Origin of the sequence: Gracilimonas tropica DSM 19535, from assembly GCF_000375425.1 — a bacterium.
Classification (GTDB): domain Bacteria; phylum Bacteroidota; class Rhodothermia; order Balneolales; family Balneolaceae; genus Gracilimonas; species Gracilimonas tropica.
This window is the reverse complement of the sequence record NZ_AQXG01000005.1, coordinates 72,140-88,497: the sequence shown is the minus strand read 5'-3', so window position 1 is coordinate 88,497 and position 16,358 is coordinate 72,140. Positions and strand designations below refer to the sequence as shown.

Genomic DNA, 16,358 nt, shown 5'->3' with positions numbered 1-16,358 from the left:
TAAAAATTAGATTATGGGAACACACTACAAAGGAAATAAAGAAGTTCAGAGAACACTGAATGCGTTCATCAAACTCACCCGTGCAAGTGAAAGCGTAAACGGCCGGTTAGCCCGACATTTGTCGGATGCCAATCTCACCGTCAGTCAGTTTGGGACGCTGGAAGCGCTGCTGCACCTCGGGCCGCTAAACCAGAGAGAACTGGGGCAGAAATTGCTGAAAAGCGGCGGTAACATCACGCTTGTCATCGACAACCTCCAAAAAAATGGATTGGTAGAAAAGAAAACCGATCCCAGTGATCGCCGGGCCGTCATTATTTCGCTCACCAAAAAAGGCCAGAATTTTATTGAGGATTTCTTCCCTCAGCACCTTGAAAAGATCAAAGAAGAATTTTCCGTACTCACTTCTGAGGAAAAAGAACAACTGGCCAATATTTGTAAGAAGCTGGGTAAGAAACCGGAAGAAGAATAACTTTTTGGCGCTGTTATAGTTAACGCTTCGCGAAGCATTCGACGGGAATGCATTTGTTTTTTGGTTGTGAGGTATGCCGCAAGCTTTTCTTAAATCTCGCGATAGCTTTAATTTACTTATAATGTAATTGATAAAGACGGCATACTTACTATATTGTGGAGCGATGAGGAAGCAATTCCTTACAAAAAAGTTGGATATTATCCGACGAGGTTCTGCGACATCATTGTCGCATAAAAACCAAGAACAAGCGTTTGGGCGATTGTGAGATAGGCTTATGTATATTATACGACGTCTCATAAGATAGCCCATGTCGCATATTAATATGTTAGGTATTTTAAAATATGCCCAAGCTAATTCTTCTACTTTTATTGGTATTCTCTTTTGCTTGCACCGATTCAAAAGAAGATTTCGATACTTCTCCTTTTGGTGATAAGGAGTTGCTTCCCTATCAACCGCTTTGGGATCTAATGGATGCCGTTATCGTTTTTGAAAAGAAAAACCAAGAATTACCAAAAGACTTTTCATCTTTAAAAAACTTATCTCGGCAAGATTACATAGATGCTTGTATTACTGATGGAGCTGCTGATTCAATTATAGTTGATGATAGTAAATTGAGTTTCTTTTCAGAGTCAGAAACAAGATTTAATACTATCCCTTCCGGTTTGGAAGTTCAATATGCATTTAAGGACACATCACTTATTTGGTTTGAAGAATGGCAAGAAAGTCTTTATTCCACAGATTTTGATTCATATACCTTTGTGAAATTTGATGTCTTTGTTCGAATCGACAAAGGCAAAGGAACAATGAAATTTCATCTCGACTCCAATGACATTGAGATTAGTGTTGAGGAACTATCAGGAAGTTTCGGACTTAGTCCAGCTCAAGAATTTTATCTAATTAACGAACAAATTGTTTTTGAAAGTCCTGAGCCTCTATGTTTAGAAGAATAGAAAATACCTAACAAGCGTTACTCTTTGTTAAGAGTCAAGAAATAGTACAAAATACCTGTTTTCGGCCGCACCTTTTCCATGAATGGGACTATTCCATTTTAAAAAATGAGTAATGTTTTGGTGTTCAGGCCATGTTAGCTTCTCTGGATGCTGACCTGGGAGCTGACGCGGTTGGGCCTGTCTGATTGGTGGAATTTTACAATCTTCAGCATAGGCATCCTCTTTGTTTAAGTTGGCATTTAAATGCCAGGTAGACCGTTAGGCGGCTTAATAAATCGATTCGACATTGGTTGTAATGTAAATACATTGTAATTATATTAATATAGGTGTTCACAAATAACCAAAGCTATGAAAACCAAGATAATTCGTATTGGTAACTCTCAAGGAGTTCGGATTCCAAAACCTCTGATCGAAGAAAGTGGGATCACTAAAGAAATTGAAATGATTCTCAGAGACAATGAAATTGTTTTGCGCTCGGCTGAAACTATTCGAAAGGATTGGGATTCATCTTTCAAAAAAATGGCGGAACAAGGTGATGATGTTTTATTGGATCAAGAAGAGGCAGAAGAATCTTCAGACTGGGATAAATCTGAGTGGACATGGTAGAAAAAAATCCTTTCCGGAGGTTTGAAGTTCATCTGATTTCGCTTGATCCCACCAAAGGCTCTGAAATTAAAAAAACACGTCCCTGTTTGATCATATCTCCTAACGAGATGAATAAGTACATCAGAACAGTGATCATTGCGCCAATGACATCTGCCATTAAAAATTATCCAACGCGCGTCACTACTATATTTCAGGGCAAGAAAGGACAAATTGTATTAGATCAGATTCGAACTGTCGATAAAAGCAGATTAATTAAAAACCTTGGGACAATCAGTTCTTCAGCCGAGGAAAAAGTATTGAGTATATTACAAGAAATGTTTGCCCCATAGATTCACTTCCTAATAAGGCGTAAATCGGACGCCGCGAATGCCCGGGGCTGTCTGGACGGGCGCGATGGAAACTTGATTGGCAGGAATTAATTTAGCTACTTCAACCAAATCATAATCCCAGCGCCGCCTAAGCGCTGGGCCGTTAAATCATTTATTTTATCAACGTAAATGATTTGGTTTCAGTAAAGTCAGGTGCTTCAAGCCTGTAAAAATAAACACCGCTGGCTAAATTTTTGCCATTAAAAGAAACCTGGTACGAGCCCGGATTGTGAACCTCATTTTTTAAGGTAGATACCAGTTCACCGAGTACATTATAGACTTTCAAAGATACATTTGCTCTTTTGGGAACCGTGTACAGTATATTCGTTGTAGGGTTGAATGGGTTCGGATAATTTTGTGAAAGCGAAAAGCTTTTGGGCAGGGATGAAACCGCATCATTTGAGACGGCTTTTGGAACACCGTATTGAACCTTGATAGCATCTGCTCGAAGTACCCGGCTTGAGTTGTAAGACTCTACATTCTGAACGACCACCGAAAGCGTATCTCCATTAACGAACGACCAGCTTCCAATATCACGCCAGGTTGCACTCTTTTCATTTTGATTCAGCACTACGCTGCCCCGTAAACTGCCGTTTTGGTACACCGAATATTGGGCTTCGTTGGAGGCATTTTCAGTTTCAGGCACAATCATAGAAAGGTGATGCGTGCTGGTTTGTGAAACCGGATACTTGAACGTTGCTGAGGCGTTGGGATCATAAAAAACATAGCGACTGTTACTGCCATAAGCTTCGGTTACGCTGGTAGACCAATCTCCAACTTCGCTGTATAAGTCAGAGGCATTGTCTATGATATCTTCCTCAAGCTCTTCCCCGATATAAGCGATCTGAAAAGCATCTGCCCGCAGAACTTTATTGGGTTGATCCTTGTCCGGTACGGTAATTTGTATAGCTACTTCATCACCTGCTTCAAGGAATGTCATATCCAATGTCACCCAATTGCCGCTTCCCAAATTTTGGTTGATTCGGTACGTGTTAACAGATTCTCCATTTATAAATAACTCGTAATCAGATCGGAGGGCGCTGTTGGTGGCCTTGGGAACTATAAATGAAATATTATAGAATCCGGCTTTTTCTGCCGTAGTAGTGAAAGTGGCTGAAGGGTCTCCGGCGCTCTGAATAAAGGCATAGCGACTGGTTTGTCCGTACGCTTCGGCTGAACTGTAATTCCAGTCTCCGACTTCTGAATAGGCATCACGGTCTTCATTATCCACAATTCGGAAATAGTTGCGGAATTCCACCTCGTAATTCTTGGACAAGACCGGGTTAACCGGGTCATTGCTTTCAATATGTAAGGTATCTCTGACCAAGGTTGGCACAGAGGAATTCAGCGTAAGGGTTAAGAATTTTGTGCTGTGAGCCGGGATGGTAAATGGAAGCGCTGTATCAAAACTGATGACATCTGAATTCCAGCTAAGGTTGCTGACCGTCAGGGTTTCATTTCCTCGGTTGGTGAGCGGAAGTTCAATTTCTGTTGGTTGATCGATCATTACTTCGCGGAAATCCAGTTTACCGGCTGGCAATTCCAACTGGCGATCTTTAACCAGCGCGCTGTATTTAACCACATCGGCCCCAAAATTAAGCGGGGTATCACTGTTATTATAAGCAGTAAGTTGAGTTGTGACTTCTTCGCCCTCCGAAACAGAAACCATATCTACAAATAACCACTTATTGGGAGTGAGATTATCTAATCTTTGTTCTGTGACTTTTACTCCGTCGATAGAAATAACAGCCCTTAGCTCCTGAACGGGATCTTCTACATCCGGAAGCCGAACATACACTTGTTGTTGATTTTCAGCGGGAGCGGCTTCATAAGCAGGGATAGTTGCAGACCAGGAAGCAGAAACAGAATCCCCGGGTTGAACTACAAATTGTTCAAAATTCCGTCCCCAAATATGATTTACCGATGAAAATAGAACACTTTGTCCTGAGGCTGAAGAATTAAAAGCATCATCAACATTGTCCACATAAATTTCATCGGGAAGAGGATTGATGATTTTGGTCGCTAAGTTTCCAGCTGTATCAGTGACCGCAATACCGACTTTGGCTACTCCATCAATATTAATGAAATCTGTACCCCAGGTATTTTCTCCGGCTTCATTCATAGGAATGATGTGATACTCTTCATACACATCTTTGAATACCAAAAAGGGTGTTTTTTGAAAGATAGGTTCATCCGTAGAGATTTGTATATCTACCAAGCTGTTACCGGAAAATCCCCAGTTAGGAATAACAGATATTTCAGGAGCAGTGGTATCTGCCGTTCCCAAATAGTCCTGCATGGCATCCACGGCAGTAGAAAAATGAAAAGGGACATCGGGATATTCTTCAGCCACTTTGTAAATAAGTGCCAGGCTTTGTTCCATATTATTCAGGAATGTAGGCTCTGCGAGGTGTCCCCATATCGCGGCAACTTGCGTGGTTCCCGCTTTGGCCTGTTCAAAAATTTGCCGGACTTCATCTTCAGTAAGTCTTAGAAAATAGCGGGATCTTGTATTCCAGCCTCGGTTTCCTCCTCCCACCTGATAATCCTCCTCACTGGGTTGGAAGGGGATAAAGTCCAGCGTGGCATGCCCCCAATCGATCAGGTTATCAATAGGTTCTACGGTGGGATTTGTCTGAACCGGGGAATTATTATGCAAGCTGAAAGGAATCCAGTCGTTAAGGGTAGCTTGCCAGGCATTATCCATATAATGCCATCCACTTCGGAAAGACACCGGAAACATGTTTTCCTCTACAAGATGTTCAGCTAAAGTAAGCATGAAATCATCTTTCACCTTGTTAAAATCATCGGTTTGATTCCAGTAAAAACGTCCGTCTCCATTTACATCCGACCATTCCCAGGTGTGATAGTGAAACGTCATTTCATCACCGAGTTCTTCCACTTTATCCGCGTGATACTTTTGCATCAGGTGAATAGACATGGTACTTCCAAGGGGAATATTTGTGTTGGTCGCATATCGGTAAAGTGAACCCCCTTGCATCCACCAGGTTAATGGAAGAGAATTTCCAAAGGAATCTTTGAACTGATCCCGATATGACTGTTTCATGACCTGAGCAGCATTACCCGTTGGAGAGGCAAACAATTCAAAGCCAGCGTTGTTGTACAAGCTTGTTCTGTCATTCACATTAATTCCCGGGGTAGAAGTGTCAGATCCATATACAAAATGAATGGCAGCGGTGGAGTCTTGCTGTTGCGAAAAGGCAAAAATTGGGACTAATAAAAGGACAGAAAAAAGCAGGGCCGGTTTGAATTGAAACATAGAAAGCACAAACAAGATTAATGATGATAAGTGAGGATATAACATCGCATAAAAAGTTCAATAAAAAAGTAAAAAATTACATAGGAATGAAAGTGTAAGAAGATCATCATCCGGTTGCAGTTCAATGTTTTAAATGGTACTCTTTTTATGAACTAATGCTCAGAATCATAGCAAAAAGCCATGCTGATAGGTCTTATTTCTGATACTCACGACCATGTCCCTAACATCAAAAAAGCCGTAGCTGAGTTCAAGAAGCGGAAAGTGGATTTGGTGCTGCATGCCGGTGATTACTGCAGTCCGTTTACCATCCCGGAATTTAAAGGTTTGAACCTGAAAGGCATCTTTGGAAACAATGATGGCGATAAATATCTGCTGATCTCAAAATTCAACGAGATTGACGCCGAAATAGCGGGTGACTTTCTGAAAGTTCAAGCCGATGGCTTACTCATTGCGGTATACCATGGAACCTATGCGGAGATCACGAAATCGTTATGCGAATCGGGCCGTTATGATGTTGTGGTAAGCGGACATATCCACGAAAAGGTAAACCGGGTGATTGGCGAGACGATGCACATCAATCCCGGAACCGCGCATGGTTTTGGTGAAGAAGCAAGCATCGCTTTTTTGGATACGGAAACGAGGGATGTGGAATTTGTGGTGCTTGATTAAGGAAAATAGATCAAGCCTTGTAAGTTGTCATCCTGAGTGTTTCGATGTTGTATGGGAATAAGTTGTATTCCGCGAAGGATCTCAAAGGTTGAATTACTAAGCTGTATTATAGATTGAGATTCCTCGTGAAAGCAAGACTAATTCTTTGCTACTTTCCAGTCACTCGGAATGACAATAAGGGCGATTTTTTCAATAAATTCTCAAATACTAAAAAGAACCCATGTTTAAACAAATTGAAGTCAATATTTTAGGAAAATCAAAAGAGCAGAAAATTGTAAATGTGCTGCTCACCCTGGCTACGGGAATTCTTACGCTGATCTTCCCCAACTTCCTCTATCTCATCGCCGGCGGATATTTACTGGCACTTGGGTTGATGTTCATCGCTTTTCGCTTTCCGGGAGGCGTGGCTGCATTACCTATCGTAGCCGGAATATTGATCTTCATTTTTCCCGAACTGATTCCGTTTACTTTTGCCGGCTTCCTGGGGCTTTTTGGTTTGCTGATGCTCTTCGGTCTTTCCCTGAGCGTCTTGGGAATTATCACCATCATCATTGCGATTGGCATTGTGATGAACCCTGATTCCGTCGCCTATTTCATTGCCTTCTTTATGCTGACGTACGCCGTTTCAAACCTGATCCAATTCTACAAGCAGTGGAAGGATAAAGGCACACCCAAAGAGAAAAGCGACGGGGAAATCATTATTGACTGATTTGCGAAGGCGGAACACCAAAGTGCTTTTTGAAGCTGGTGGAGAAGTAATTAGGATCTGTAAAACCTACAGCATAGGCAGCGTCTTGGATGGAAAAATCTTTTTCCTTAATGAGAACGGCAGCTTCCTCTAAACGAATCTTCTTAATAAAATCACTTACAGAAAGGTCACTAACCGGCTTCCAGGAGCGATATAGTGTAGCTCGGCTCATATACAATTTTTCGGCAATCAAATCTACATTTAAGTGTGGATTACCTACTTGGCGGTAAATAATTTCTCTGAGGTTTGAAACCAGCTCTGGCTCATTGGGCTCAGATGATTTTTGGAATGGGTTTGTTCTTCTGAGTACTTCTTCCCGGCGCAATACAGCATTAATTTGTGCAATAAGTGTTGAAGAGCGGATCGGTTTAGTGAGGTAGACATCGGCACCGTTAGAGAGTCCTTGTTGAATATCTGCGTCCTGATCTTTGGCAGAAAGAAAGATAACCGGAAGCTGCTTAAATCCTTCGATTTCCCGAAGCTGAGATACGAACTCAAATCCTCCCATTGCGGGCATCATTACATCAGATATTACCAAGTCAGGTTGGACTTCTTCGATGATTGCGAGCCCCTCATCACCATTAGTTGCTACATAAATACAATATTCACCTTCTAAAACATAAGCAAGATAATCCCTGAAATCCGGGTTATCTTCAACAATTAAGACCTTAGTAGGCGTTTCACCAATAGAGGACTTCTTGTTATCTCCTTCAGGTTTAGTTGTATAAATTCTATGAGAGGGAGGCTTGATCTTATCTATTTTGACAGGTTCATGCGAAAGGTGATCTTCTTTCATAAAATGTTCTGAACCTTTCTTCAGCGTCAGAATAAACTCAGCTCCTCTTTTTTCCTCTGACCGAAGCTCTATGGAGCCTCCCATCCGCTCGATTAAGCCCTTTACTAAATATAAACCCACGCCTGTTCCTTCAGCCGCTTTTTCTCCTTCAGATTGGTATAAGTACTCAAATACTTTTTCCTGATCGCTCACCGCGATGCCCTTCCCAAAGTCTTTGACAGATACACGAATACGGCTCAACTGATTTTCTATTTTAAGGATAATATGTCCGCCCTCTAAGAAGAATTTAATAGCGTTGGATAGCAAGTTGATAATGATCCGTTCCCAAGCTTCTTTGTCTACATAAATGGGCTCCGTAAACCTATCAGACTGAATGTCTAAAGTAATTGATTTTTGCTGGAGTAATGACTGAAACTGACCGGCTATTTGTCGGGTTAATGCCTCTATGTCAAAGGGGTGAATATCCAGTTTGATAGCTTCTGCGTTGAGTTTGGAAACATCCAAGATCTGATCTACCAGGTTTTTAAGCCTATAGCCATTGCGTTGCATTATGTGCAGGTAATGCTGAAACTGTTTTTTTGATTTGGAACCATTTTGTGCTATAAATTCATCCAGAGGGCCTAAAATCAAAGACAAAGGTGTTTTCAGCTCGTGCGTAATTCCGGTAAAAAAGCGCGACCTCTCTTCCGCAGCTTGTTCAAGTTGCAGAGTCTGTTCTTTCACCCGGCGCTGCAGCTCTTTTTCCCGCATTCTCAGGCTATGGATTCTAATTCTAAAGCTTGCCACGCCGATACCTATAATGGACAGCGCTATTAATACTTTGAACCAAGCGGTCTCATAGTAAAAGGGTGGTACGGTTAGTTGAACAGAGGCCAGCGAAGTTTGTCCATCGGGAAAGAGCACCTGCAATCGGAATTCATGGTCCCCGGAAGTTACATTTGTGAATGAGGCTTCCCGCAAACTATTTGCTGTCTGCCAGCTGTCACTGATCCCGGTTAACTGGTAACGAAACCGGATGCTTTCCGGGCTTTCAAAATTTGGTGCTGTAAATTTCACAGAAAAATTGCGTTTTCCATGGGGTAGTCTCACCGTCTCTTGTCCGGAAAGAGAAATCAAGCTGTCCTCTGAGCCGATCGTTTCAATAACGGGGGTAATTGCCTCAAAATAGTTGATGTGACCCGCTTTTGTTGGATCGAAGATTGTTACCCCCTTTTGATTGGGAACCCAAATCTTGTTATCAGATGTCAGGATGCCCGCAGACATCACTCCACCGTTTGCCTCTCTGTTAAGCATACCCTTTTTCTCATCATATTTCCTTACCGGAAGAAATTCCAGCTCTCCATCTGCATAAGCGTTGATGTCTTTTTTGCTAATCCACATCACTCCACGGTTTGAACTTATCCACCAGCGTTCTTTCCTGTCTTCGATGATGCGGTGCAGGGCATTATCCATAAGTCCATCTCTTTGGCGAACAGATACTACATCCGGGTTCTCCGATTCTGGCGAAAAGACCAATCTATCAAGCCCCATGTTTTCTGTAGCTATCCAGATCGTATCTTTGGATTGAACAAGAATATCTCTGATAAAATCACTTGAGAGGCCATCTGAGGAAGTGAGGTGGTGGAAGTTTCCATCTGGATGCAATATCCCCAGCCCATCTCCAATGCTTCCCATATAAATGGTTCCCTGTTTTGTTTCACGGATTACCCTGACGCCCTTAAATTCTACTCCTAACGAGTCACTGAAGGTGATCAAATTGTCACCTTTTTTAAAAATTGAAGTCTCTCTGTTACCTATAATCAGCACCTTGTTATGATCGCGGTGCATAGCTTCAAAGATCCTGGTATCGCGATTAGTGATGGAAGTTAAAAAACGTTCTCGTTCCCAATCATTTCCAGTAAACTTCCATAAGCCGTCCTGCCAGAGCGCCAGGTAGATGGTTCCATCAGTGTCTTCGAATAAATATCTGGCCAGATTGCTGGTAAGCGCACTGTTTTCGGAGTTCCAGTGATCCACCCCGCGGTCATTAAATCGGTAAACACCATTTATCAAACTCCCTACCCAAATGTCCCCACTGTTATCCTGAATAATGGGATAGGTATTCTCTAATGGCTGCCCATTCACAGTATTGATGTTGATGATCGGAACACTTTTAAGTTGATGGAGTCCATCTCTTGGAGTAGCAATCCACACAGAAACTTCCCGGTCTAAGAATGCATTTTTTACATCGGTATTATCGTACAAAGCTGTTCCGTTAAAGGTCAACTTGGGGCCAACCTTATGGAGTATTCTTCCTCCTTTTCCTGCCTCTTGTGAATAATTGTATGAATCAACCGAAAGCCTTCTAATTTCCCACGAAACAGTATCCAATTCAAAAAGCCCTTGCTTAGCAGAGATGATAATTTGATCATTTTGAAGTTCTGCGTTCCAAATGTCCAGAAAATTTTCTGATTTGAATTCCTGTACAAAAGACACTTCCTCTAAAGAAAGATCTAATACAAAAAACCCCAGTGAGCTATGAATGAGTACGCGGTCATCATCGAGATGCTCCATAATTGTCCAATCCTGATTGCCGATCGGGAATTCTGGGTGAAGCAGCAAGCCTCGGAAACTCCCACCCTCTTCCAAAAAAATACCAGAGTCGTTTCGTATCAGAAGACCTCTTTCCAGAGAAATAAGCTGGCGGGTTGGTACCTGAACTTCTTTTGGCAGGTCAGTGATCTTCACAAAATCATTTAGCACTGAATCGTAACGCGCTATGCCTGTAGGTGTACCGGCCCAAGTCTCCCCGTCTCTGTCAGTAAGTACGGTAAGTACATCCTCAAATGTGGTAAAGGTTCCGTTGTTCATCCAAGTCAGGTGATATTGCTCAGTGAGCATCCAGATTCCTTCTCCGGTACGGTTCGTAAAACCAGTGAGTCTGTTAGTACTGATACCGGGCGTATTCGCCGAATTATATATTGTAAACTTGTAGCCGTCATAACGAGCCAATCCATTGAGGGTAGCAAAATACAGGTAACCGAGCTCATCCTGATAAATATCCTCAATTGTATTTGACGGAAGGCCATCATCTACCGTAAAAGTTTTAACCATGAACTCCCCGGGGCTACTGCTTGAATCTGGTAGTTGCAGGAACAGCATCAAAAATCCTAAAAACACATTTAACACAGTAGGAAGCCTCTTTTACAAATTGTTTGCAACGATTTTAAAGAATGTTGAGACAGTATCCAAGGAAAGGTTTGGTAAACTTAGGGCGATAAATGAAGCAAAAGGAAACACTAAATAATTTATGTGATGAGTCTTAGAATATTATTCATTTTTTGGAGCTTAATTGCTTTCACAGCGATAGAAGTGCAAGCCCAAAATTTAAAAATTACAAAAATACAGCCGGTAAATGGAACCCCGGGTTCTTCCATAACTATTTATGGGACAGGATTTGATTCAACTCCTGGCAATAACACTGTAACATTCAGTCCGGTGGCAGGGGGAACTTCCGTAACTGGTACGGTACTTTCAGAATCTTCAAATAAGTTAACAGTAAATATACCCACCACCGATGGCGGAAATTATTCGATTGATGTTGAGCGCTCCAGCGATAGTTCGAGTGACACAGCTTTGCAATTAATTTCTATAACTACCCAGGGAGGAAGTTTCGGTGCAACTAATTCGAGTGATGAGATAGTGACAACAACTGCGGATTCCCCAAGAAAAATACTTCCTGTAGACATAAATGGCGATGGCGATATAGATTTATTGTCAGCCAATAATAATGATAATAAAGTGTCTCTATTTAGTAATGATGGGAGTCAAAATTTTTCAGAAAGTACGGTTGGCTATGAGGATGGTGGCCTACCATCTGATGTAGATGCAGGTGATATTAATGCAGATGGTCATATTGATGTTGTTAGTATCCTTTTGGGTAGCGAAAAAGTTGTTTGGTACGAGAATAATGGAACTACAAACCCCGCATTTACATCACATGACATAGGTACTGGCATACAGAATGTTAGAGCTGTAGCCACGGGAGATTTAAACAATGATGGGGATTTGGATGTAGTGGTGGTAAGCAATGGCAGAGTACACTGGTTTGATAATGATGGTAGTACAACCCCAACCTTCACACAAACAACTATAAATTCACATTCCGGAACAAGAAATGTTTTCTTAGCAGATATTGATAACGATTCTGACCTTGATATTCTTACAGCCTCTTCATCAACCAATACGCTATTTTGGTATGAGAATGACGGTTCAGTTAATCCAAGTTTTACTGAGAATAGTATGTCAACGACGGGTTCTCTTATGTTTGTAGGCTCTGCTGATTTAGATAATGACGGAGATATAGATATTTATGCCTCAGATTTATTTAACAATAACATATACTGGTATGAAAATGATGGATTAGCTAATCCAAGTTTTACTGAGCGACTTTTGAATTCTGGTATTTACCGTGTTGGTGATGTAAACGCCGGAGATTTTAATGCCGATGGAGAGATTGATCTGATAGCAGGGGCAAATTCAAATGCCGGTGAAATATTTTGGTTGGAAAATGATGGCTCCGCTACTCCATCATTCTCAAGTAAATTGATCTCAAATTCATCTGATTTGGTGAGTAGTGTTCAGGTTTCTGATATTGATGGGGATGGAGATCTTGATATAGTATCTGCATCTCAGAATGATGACAGAATTGCATGGTATGAAAATACCATTCCTGTAAGTTTCTCTGGCCGTAGCCTTGTTTTTGATGGAGCCGGAGACCAGGTAAGAATTCCAGATGATAATGCTTTAGATCTCATCAACGGGTTTACTATTGAAGGTTGGATACACCCAAGAGCACTAGTTGGAAATATGCATCGCATGATTTCAAAAGCAGGAGCTTATGGAATGGGGGTTAGTACTACAACGCTTCGCTTCACAACTTATGGAGTACAAGACTACAATCTGCCCCATTCTATAAAAGACAGTTTGTGGACACACATTGCCGCGACAATAGATGCCTCAAATACGGTGACGTTTTATGTGAATGGAGAAAATGTGGGGGAAATATCAACAACATTAGGATCAGCTCAGGCATCCGCTAATGACTTATATATTGGGAACACTGAATCCGATATCGAATCTTTTAATGGATGGATTGACGAAGTACGGATCTGGAATAATGTTCGTACCGAAGAAGAAATTCAGACTTATCTATATGAACACCTGACAGGCACTGAAAGCGGGATAGTAGCCTATTATTCATTTGATGAGGAAAACGGAAATGGAGCCTCCGATCTCAGCGCAAATACCCTTAATGGTACGTTGCAGGGGGATGCGGCTTTTAGCACAGAAACCCGACCCTATGGCGCCATAATTAGTGGAACCGAAGGCTGGCGGATGATGACTTCTCCCGTGACAGGGGCTAATTATGGAGAGATTCTCGACACCTTATGGACGCAGGGTTTTGCCGGCGCTGATTATGCTGATGGTACAGCGAATGTGTTGGAATGGGACGAAACAACACAAAGTTTTGCAGCAATCTCTGATGCTTCAGATACACCCGAAGTGGGGCAAGGTTTTCTGGTGTACGTTTTTGATGATGATAATTTTGATGGAACCACCGATGGCTTTCCAAAAACGATTCTCTCAAACAGAAGTCAGAATGCAGGAGAAATTTTGCCAACGTTGACTTTCACCGATTCAGGAACCTTAGCCAATGACGGCTGGAACCTGCTCGGAAATCCCTACGGCGCCACCATCGACTGGGACGCTTCGGGGTGGACCACTGCCAACCTCGATGCCTCTTTCTATCTCTGGAATGCTGACGACGGCGAATACCAATCATGGAACGGAACCACCGGTACATTAACATCAGAAGGACTCATCGCCCCCTGGCAGGGATTTTGGGTGAAGGCGAATGCCACTAATCCTTCCATCAGCTTTAGCGATGAGATTCGAAGTGCGGGCGGTATTTTCCGCAAAGAAAACCCCACCCCCGAACTGAGATTCACCCTCAGTGATGGGCAGCTGGCCAGTGATGCGGTTGTGATGTTTTCGGAAGAATCTGCGGTTGGGAAAGATCGTTTGGACGCCTACAAACTGGCTTCGCTCAATGAAGAATACCTGTCGCTGTTTACTGAGCTGCAAGACGGTTCGGCCCTTGATATCAACGCTTTGCCTGAAGAACTGGAAGCCCAGGTTTCTATTCCTCTAAATATGGATGGTTCTGATGTAAGCGGAGCCATTGAGCTTTCGTGGACTGCCGAGGCGCTGCCGGAAGATTGGGAATTTATGTTGAGAGATAACGAAACCGGGCAAGAGGTTGATCTGAAAGAGCAGTCAGCGGTCAGCTTTCAGCTTTCAGCGGGTAAGTCCGCTACTACGCAGAGCGTTGTAGCGAGTGAGGGAGGGAAGACCGAGCAAATTCTGAACCCTGTTCACAAAGTACTTTCCCCGAAAGTGATGAAAGCAAAATCTGGTTCAACATCCCGCTTTACGCTGACTATCTCATCGGCCCAAGCGGTCACCAACGAACGGCTGTCAGAACTGCCAACGAGGGTAGAACTCCAACAAAATTATCCGAACCCATTCAACCCAACCACAACGATCGAATACGGAGTGCCGGAAGCGGTGGAAGTCACCCTGGAGGTATTCGATATGCTGGGACGTAAAGTGGCCACGCTTATAAACCGCGAGGCCAAATCGGCCGGACGCCACAGCGTGCAACTTGATGCGAACCGACTATCCTCCGGCATGTACATCTACCGCCTAAAGGCCGGCAATACGGTCATCACCAAAAAACTGACGTTGATTAAATAGCTAAAAGCGTTCTGCAAAATCTTGAATTCTCATTTCCGAACCATGAAAACATTCTTACTCATAATACTGACTCTTACTATTATCCTAATCGCAACTACTATTGCCCTTGCCCAGCCGGGGTTGCCGGCGGCTCCAAGTCAGGCCCCGATTGACGGCGGGCTTGGCCTGCTGGCCGCCGCCGGTGGAGGCTACGCCCTCAAAAAACTTCGCGACCGTAAAAAGATGGAAGACGCACCTGAGGAATAGGAAAAGAAAGGGGTGAGAATAGCCTCCCTTTGTGCCGGCGTCCCGAATTTCGGGGAGGGGAGATCAATTTAAAAAAGCCGTTCCTTTTTTGAATTTCGTGGGGTGTTGCTTGCAGCAGTAATTTATGGTCAACGAGGAATCGGATTGTCTCTGCGAGACTCTAAACGGTATCATCACCTTAATAATGCCACGGATTGAACCCGCGTGGCTTTATTCAGCCATCCCTTCGGGATTTGGTGGAGTGGATATCTCTTCTCCAGGGAAGAACTCGTCCGACCACTGAAAAGGGCAGAGTAGATTGCTTCGGCGGAGAAATATCAACATTAAGTTTAAGTAAACAACCAAGAAGTGGTCCGACGAATGGCAAGGGCAAAGCAGTGAGATCCATCTCCTGGCTCACTTTGCATGGGATTCAATGTACTATTGGCGAGAGCGGGGTGATGGATGGAACGGTCGTTCCGGCCTGTTTTCAATCGCCGGAAGATATCCGGGTCATATCCATCAACTGAAATAAAAATCATTCCTCACTCCCAACAGAGCAAATATCCTCGTATTTTGCATATCAACTTAGTTACCTCTTAAAACAGTAGGATATGGGTAGAATTTTTGAAGTCAGGAAAGCCGCTAAATTTGCTCGTTGGGACCGAATGGCCAAGCAATTTTCGCGCGTGGGGAAAGAAATTGTAATAGCGGTAAAAGCGGGCGGTCCTGATCCGGAAACGAATCCGGCCTTACGCCGTGCTATTCAAAACGGGCGGGGCGTGAATATGCCCAAAGATAATATCGATCGCACCATTAAACGGGCGATGGGTAAAGATGCGACGCACTATGACGAGGTTTTGTACGAGGGATATGCTCCCCACGGAGTTGCTGTTTTGGTGGAATCAGCTACAGATAACACCACCCGAACGGTTGGAAATGTGCGCCCTATTTTCACCAAGAATGGAGGTAATTTGGGGAATGCCGGAAGTGTGGCCTTTCAGTTTAATAAAGTGGGTTCATTTAAAATAAAACCCGGTGATTTTGATGAGGAAGAACTAGAGCTGCAACTCATCGATTTTGGCCTCACGGAAATGGGAGAGTCTGAAAGTGAAGAGGGCGAGCGGTTATTGGTGATCCGCTGTGAGTTCCAGGAATTTGGCAATATGCAGCAAGCCCTGGAAGAAATGGGCATTGAGCCGCTAAGCGCAGAAACGGACTGGATTCCACTTTCTACGGTTTCGTTGAATGATGAAGAAGCCGAAGAGGTACTGACCCTGATCGATAAACTGGAACAGGACGAAGATGTTCAAAGAGTGTTCCATAACCTGGCCTGAGAGGGTAAAACAACCAAGCCCTCGTCCAAAATCCATACGCTTCAGAGAAATAGGAAAAGACCGATTGCGGAAAGTCTCCCCTGGAGGGGAGATTAATTCAAAAAAGCTGTTC

General features: G+C 43.1%; 12 protein-coding genes. 9 read left to right on the top strand and 3 right to left on the bottom strand.

Going from position 1 to position 16,358, the window contains the following annotated elements; all coding sequences use genetic code 11:
- Positions 1 to 13 precede the first annotated feature (13 nt).
- The 4 genes from B151_RS0109920 to B151_RS0109905 all read left to right on the top strand — a co-directional run bounded on the left by B151_RS0109920 (position 14) and on the right by B151_RS0109905 (position 2,354).
- Complete coding sequence (locus B151_RS0109920) at positions 14 to 469, top strand: MarR family winged helix-turn-helix transcriptional regulator (protein WP_020403476.1); 456 nt, start codon at positions 14 to 16, stop codon at positions 467 to 469.
- 341 nt (positions 470 to 810) lie between these two features.
- Complete coding sequence (locus B151_RS0109915) at positions 811 to 1,419, top strand: hypothetical protein (protein WP_020403475.1); 609 nt, start codon at positions 811 to 813, stop codon at positions 1,417 to 1,419.
- A 348-nt stretch (positions 1,420 to 1,767) separates the two neighbouring features.
- On the top strand, positions 1,768 to 2,025 hold the full coding sequence (locus B151_RS0109910; RefSeq protein WP_020403474.1) for an AbrB/MazE/SpoVT family DNA-binding domain-containing protein: 258 nt from the start codon (positions 1,768 to 1,770) through the stop codon (positions 2,023 to 2,025).
- Positions 2,019 to 2,354, top strand: coding sequence for a type II toxin-antitoxin system PemK/MazF family toxin (locus B151_RS0109905; RefSeq protein ID WP_020403473.1), 336 nt, complete (start codon positions 2,019 to 2,021; stop codon positions 2,352 to 2,354). Before B151_RS0109910 ends, B151_RS0109905 begins: the two co-directional genes overlap by 7 nt.
- A gap of 151 nt (positions 2,355 to 2,505) precedes the next feature.
- Here the strand turns inward: B151_RS0109905 and B151_RS19545 are convergent, their stop codons facing one another.
- Positions 2,506 to 5,673: a T9SS type A sorting domain-containing protein gene (locus tag B151_RS19545; RefSeq protein WP_020403472.1), complete on the bottom strand. Its 3,168-nt coding sequence runs from the start codon at positions 5,671 to 5,673 to the stop codon at positions 2,506 to 2,508.
- A 180-nt stretch (positions 5,674 to 5,853) separates the two neighbouring features.
- Here B151_RS19545 and B151_RS0109895 point away from each other — a divergent pair, with 180 nt between their 5' ends.
- Together B151_RS0109895 and B151_RS0109890 are read left to right on the top strand one after the other, a co-directional pair.
- Positions 5,854 to 6,342, top strand: coding sequence for a metallophosphoesterase (locus B151_RS0109895; protein ID WP_020403471.1), 489 nt, complete (start codon positions 5,854 to 5,856; stop codon positions 6,340 to 6,342).
- Between the two features lie 220 nt (positions 6,343 to 6,562).
- A complete protein-coding gene (locus B151_RS0109890) occupies positions 6,563 to 7,051 on the top strand; it encodes a hypothetical protein (protein WP_020403470.1) in 489 nt (162 codons plus the stop codon).
- On the opposite strand, the gene B151_RS0109885 is transcribed toward B151_RS0109890, so the two are convergent.
- Positions 7,041 to 10,979, bottom strand: a complete 3,939-nt coding sequence (locus B151_RS0109885; protein WP_020403469.1) for a hybrid sensor histidine kinase/response regulator transcription factor — start codon at positions 10,977 to 10,979, stop codon at positions 7,041 to 7,043. The two genes, B151_RS0109890 and B151_RS0109885, sit on opposite strands and share 11 nt — an antisense overlap.
- 201 nt (positions 10,980 to 11,180) lie before the next feature.
- On the opposite strand from B151_RS0109885, the gene B151_RS0109875 reads away from it, so the two are divergent.
- Together B151_RS0109875 and B151_RS0109870 are read left to right on the top strand one after the other, a co-directional pair.
- Positions 11,181 to 14,684, top strand: coding sequence for an FG-GAP-like repeat-containing protein (locus tag B151_RS0109875; protein WP_020403467.1), 3,504 nt, complete (start codon positions 11,181 to 11,183; stop codon positions 14,682 to 14,684).
- 42 nt (positions 14,685 to 14,726) lie between these two features.
- Entirely contained in the window at positions 14,727 to 14,930 is a 204-nt protein-coding gene (locus B151_RS0109870; protein ID WP_020403466.1) for a PID-CTERM protein-sorting domain-containing protein, read from the top strand.
- Positions 14,931 to 15,259: 329 nt separating this feature from the next.
- On the opposite strand, the gene B151_RS0109865 is transcribed toward B151_RS0109870, so the two are convergent.
- Positions 15,260 to 15,451 carry a hypothetical protein gene (locus B151_RS0109865; RefSeq protein ID WP_020403465.1) on the bottom strand — a complete coding sequence of 64 codons (192 nt, stop codon included), beginning with the start codon at positions 15,449 to 15,451 and terminating at the stop codon, positions 15,260 to 15,262.
- Between the two features lie 72 nt (positions 15,452 to 15,523).
- On the opposite strand from B151_RS0109865, the gene B151_RS0109860 reads away from it, so the two are divergent.
- Entirely contained in the window at positions 15,524 to 16,246 is a 723-nt protein-coding gene (locus tag B151_RS0109860; RefSeq protein ID WP_020403464.1) for a YebC/PmpR family DNA-binding transcriptional regulator, read from the top strand.
- Positions 16,247 to 16,358: the final 112 nt, after the last annotated feature.

What these genes read in the sequence shown, in the direction of transcription:
- B151_RS0109920 (WP_020403476.1), top strand. Translation starts at nt 14, where the DNA reads ATGGGAACACACTACAAAGGAAATAAAGAAGTTCAGAGAACACTGAAT.
- B151_RS0109915 (WP_020403475.1), top strand. Translation starts at nt 811, where the DNA reads ATGCCCAAGCTAATTCTTCTACTTTTATTGGTATTCTCTTTTGCTTGC.
- B151_RS0109910 (WP_020403474.1), top strand. Translation starts at nt 1,768, where the DNA reads ATGAAAACCAAGATAATTCGTATTGGTAACTCTCAAGGAGTTCGGATT.
- B151_RS0109905 (WP_020403473.1), top strand. Translation starts at nt 2,019, where the DNA reads ATGGTAGAAAAAAATCCTTTCCGGAGGTTTGAAGTTCATCTGATTTCG.
- B151_RS19545 (WP_020403472.1), bottom strand. Translation starts at nt 5,673, where the DNA reads ATGTTTCAATTCAAACCGGCCCTGCTTTTTTCTGTCCTTTTATTAGTC.
- B151_RS0109895 (WP_020403471.1), top strand. Translation starts at nt 5,854, where the DNA reads ATGCTGATAGGTCTTATTTCTGATACTCACGACCATGTCCCTAACATC.
- B151_RS0109890 (WP_020403470.1), top strand. Translation starts at nt 6,563, where the DNA reads ATGTTTAAACAAATTGAAGTCAATATTTTAGGAAAATCAAAAGAGCAG.
- B151_RS0109885 (WP_020403469.1), bottom strand. Translation starts at nt 10,979, where the DNA reads ATGGTTAAAACTTTTACGGTAGATGATGGCCTTCCGTCAAATACAATT.
- B151_RS0109875 (WP_020403467.1), top strand. Translation starts at nt 11,181, where the DNA reads ATGAGTCTTAGAATATTATTCATTTTTTGGAGCTTAATTGCTTTCACA.
- B151_RS0109870 (WP_020403466.1), top strand. Translation starts at nt 14,727, where the DNA reads ATGAAAACATTCTTACTCATAATACTGACTCTTACTATTATCCTAATC.
- B151_RS0109865 (WP_020403465.1), bottom strand. Translation starts at nt 15,451, where the DNA reads ATGATTTTTATTTCAGTTGATGGATATGACCCGGATATCTTCCGGCGA.
- B151_RS0109860 (WP_020403464.1), top strand. Translation starts at nt 15,524, where the DNA reads ATGGGTAGAATTTTTGAAGTCAGGAAAGCCGCTAAATTTGCTCGTTGG.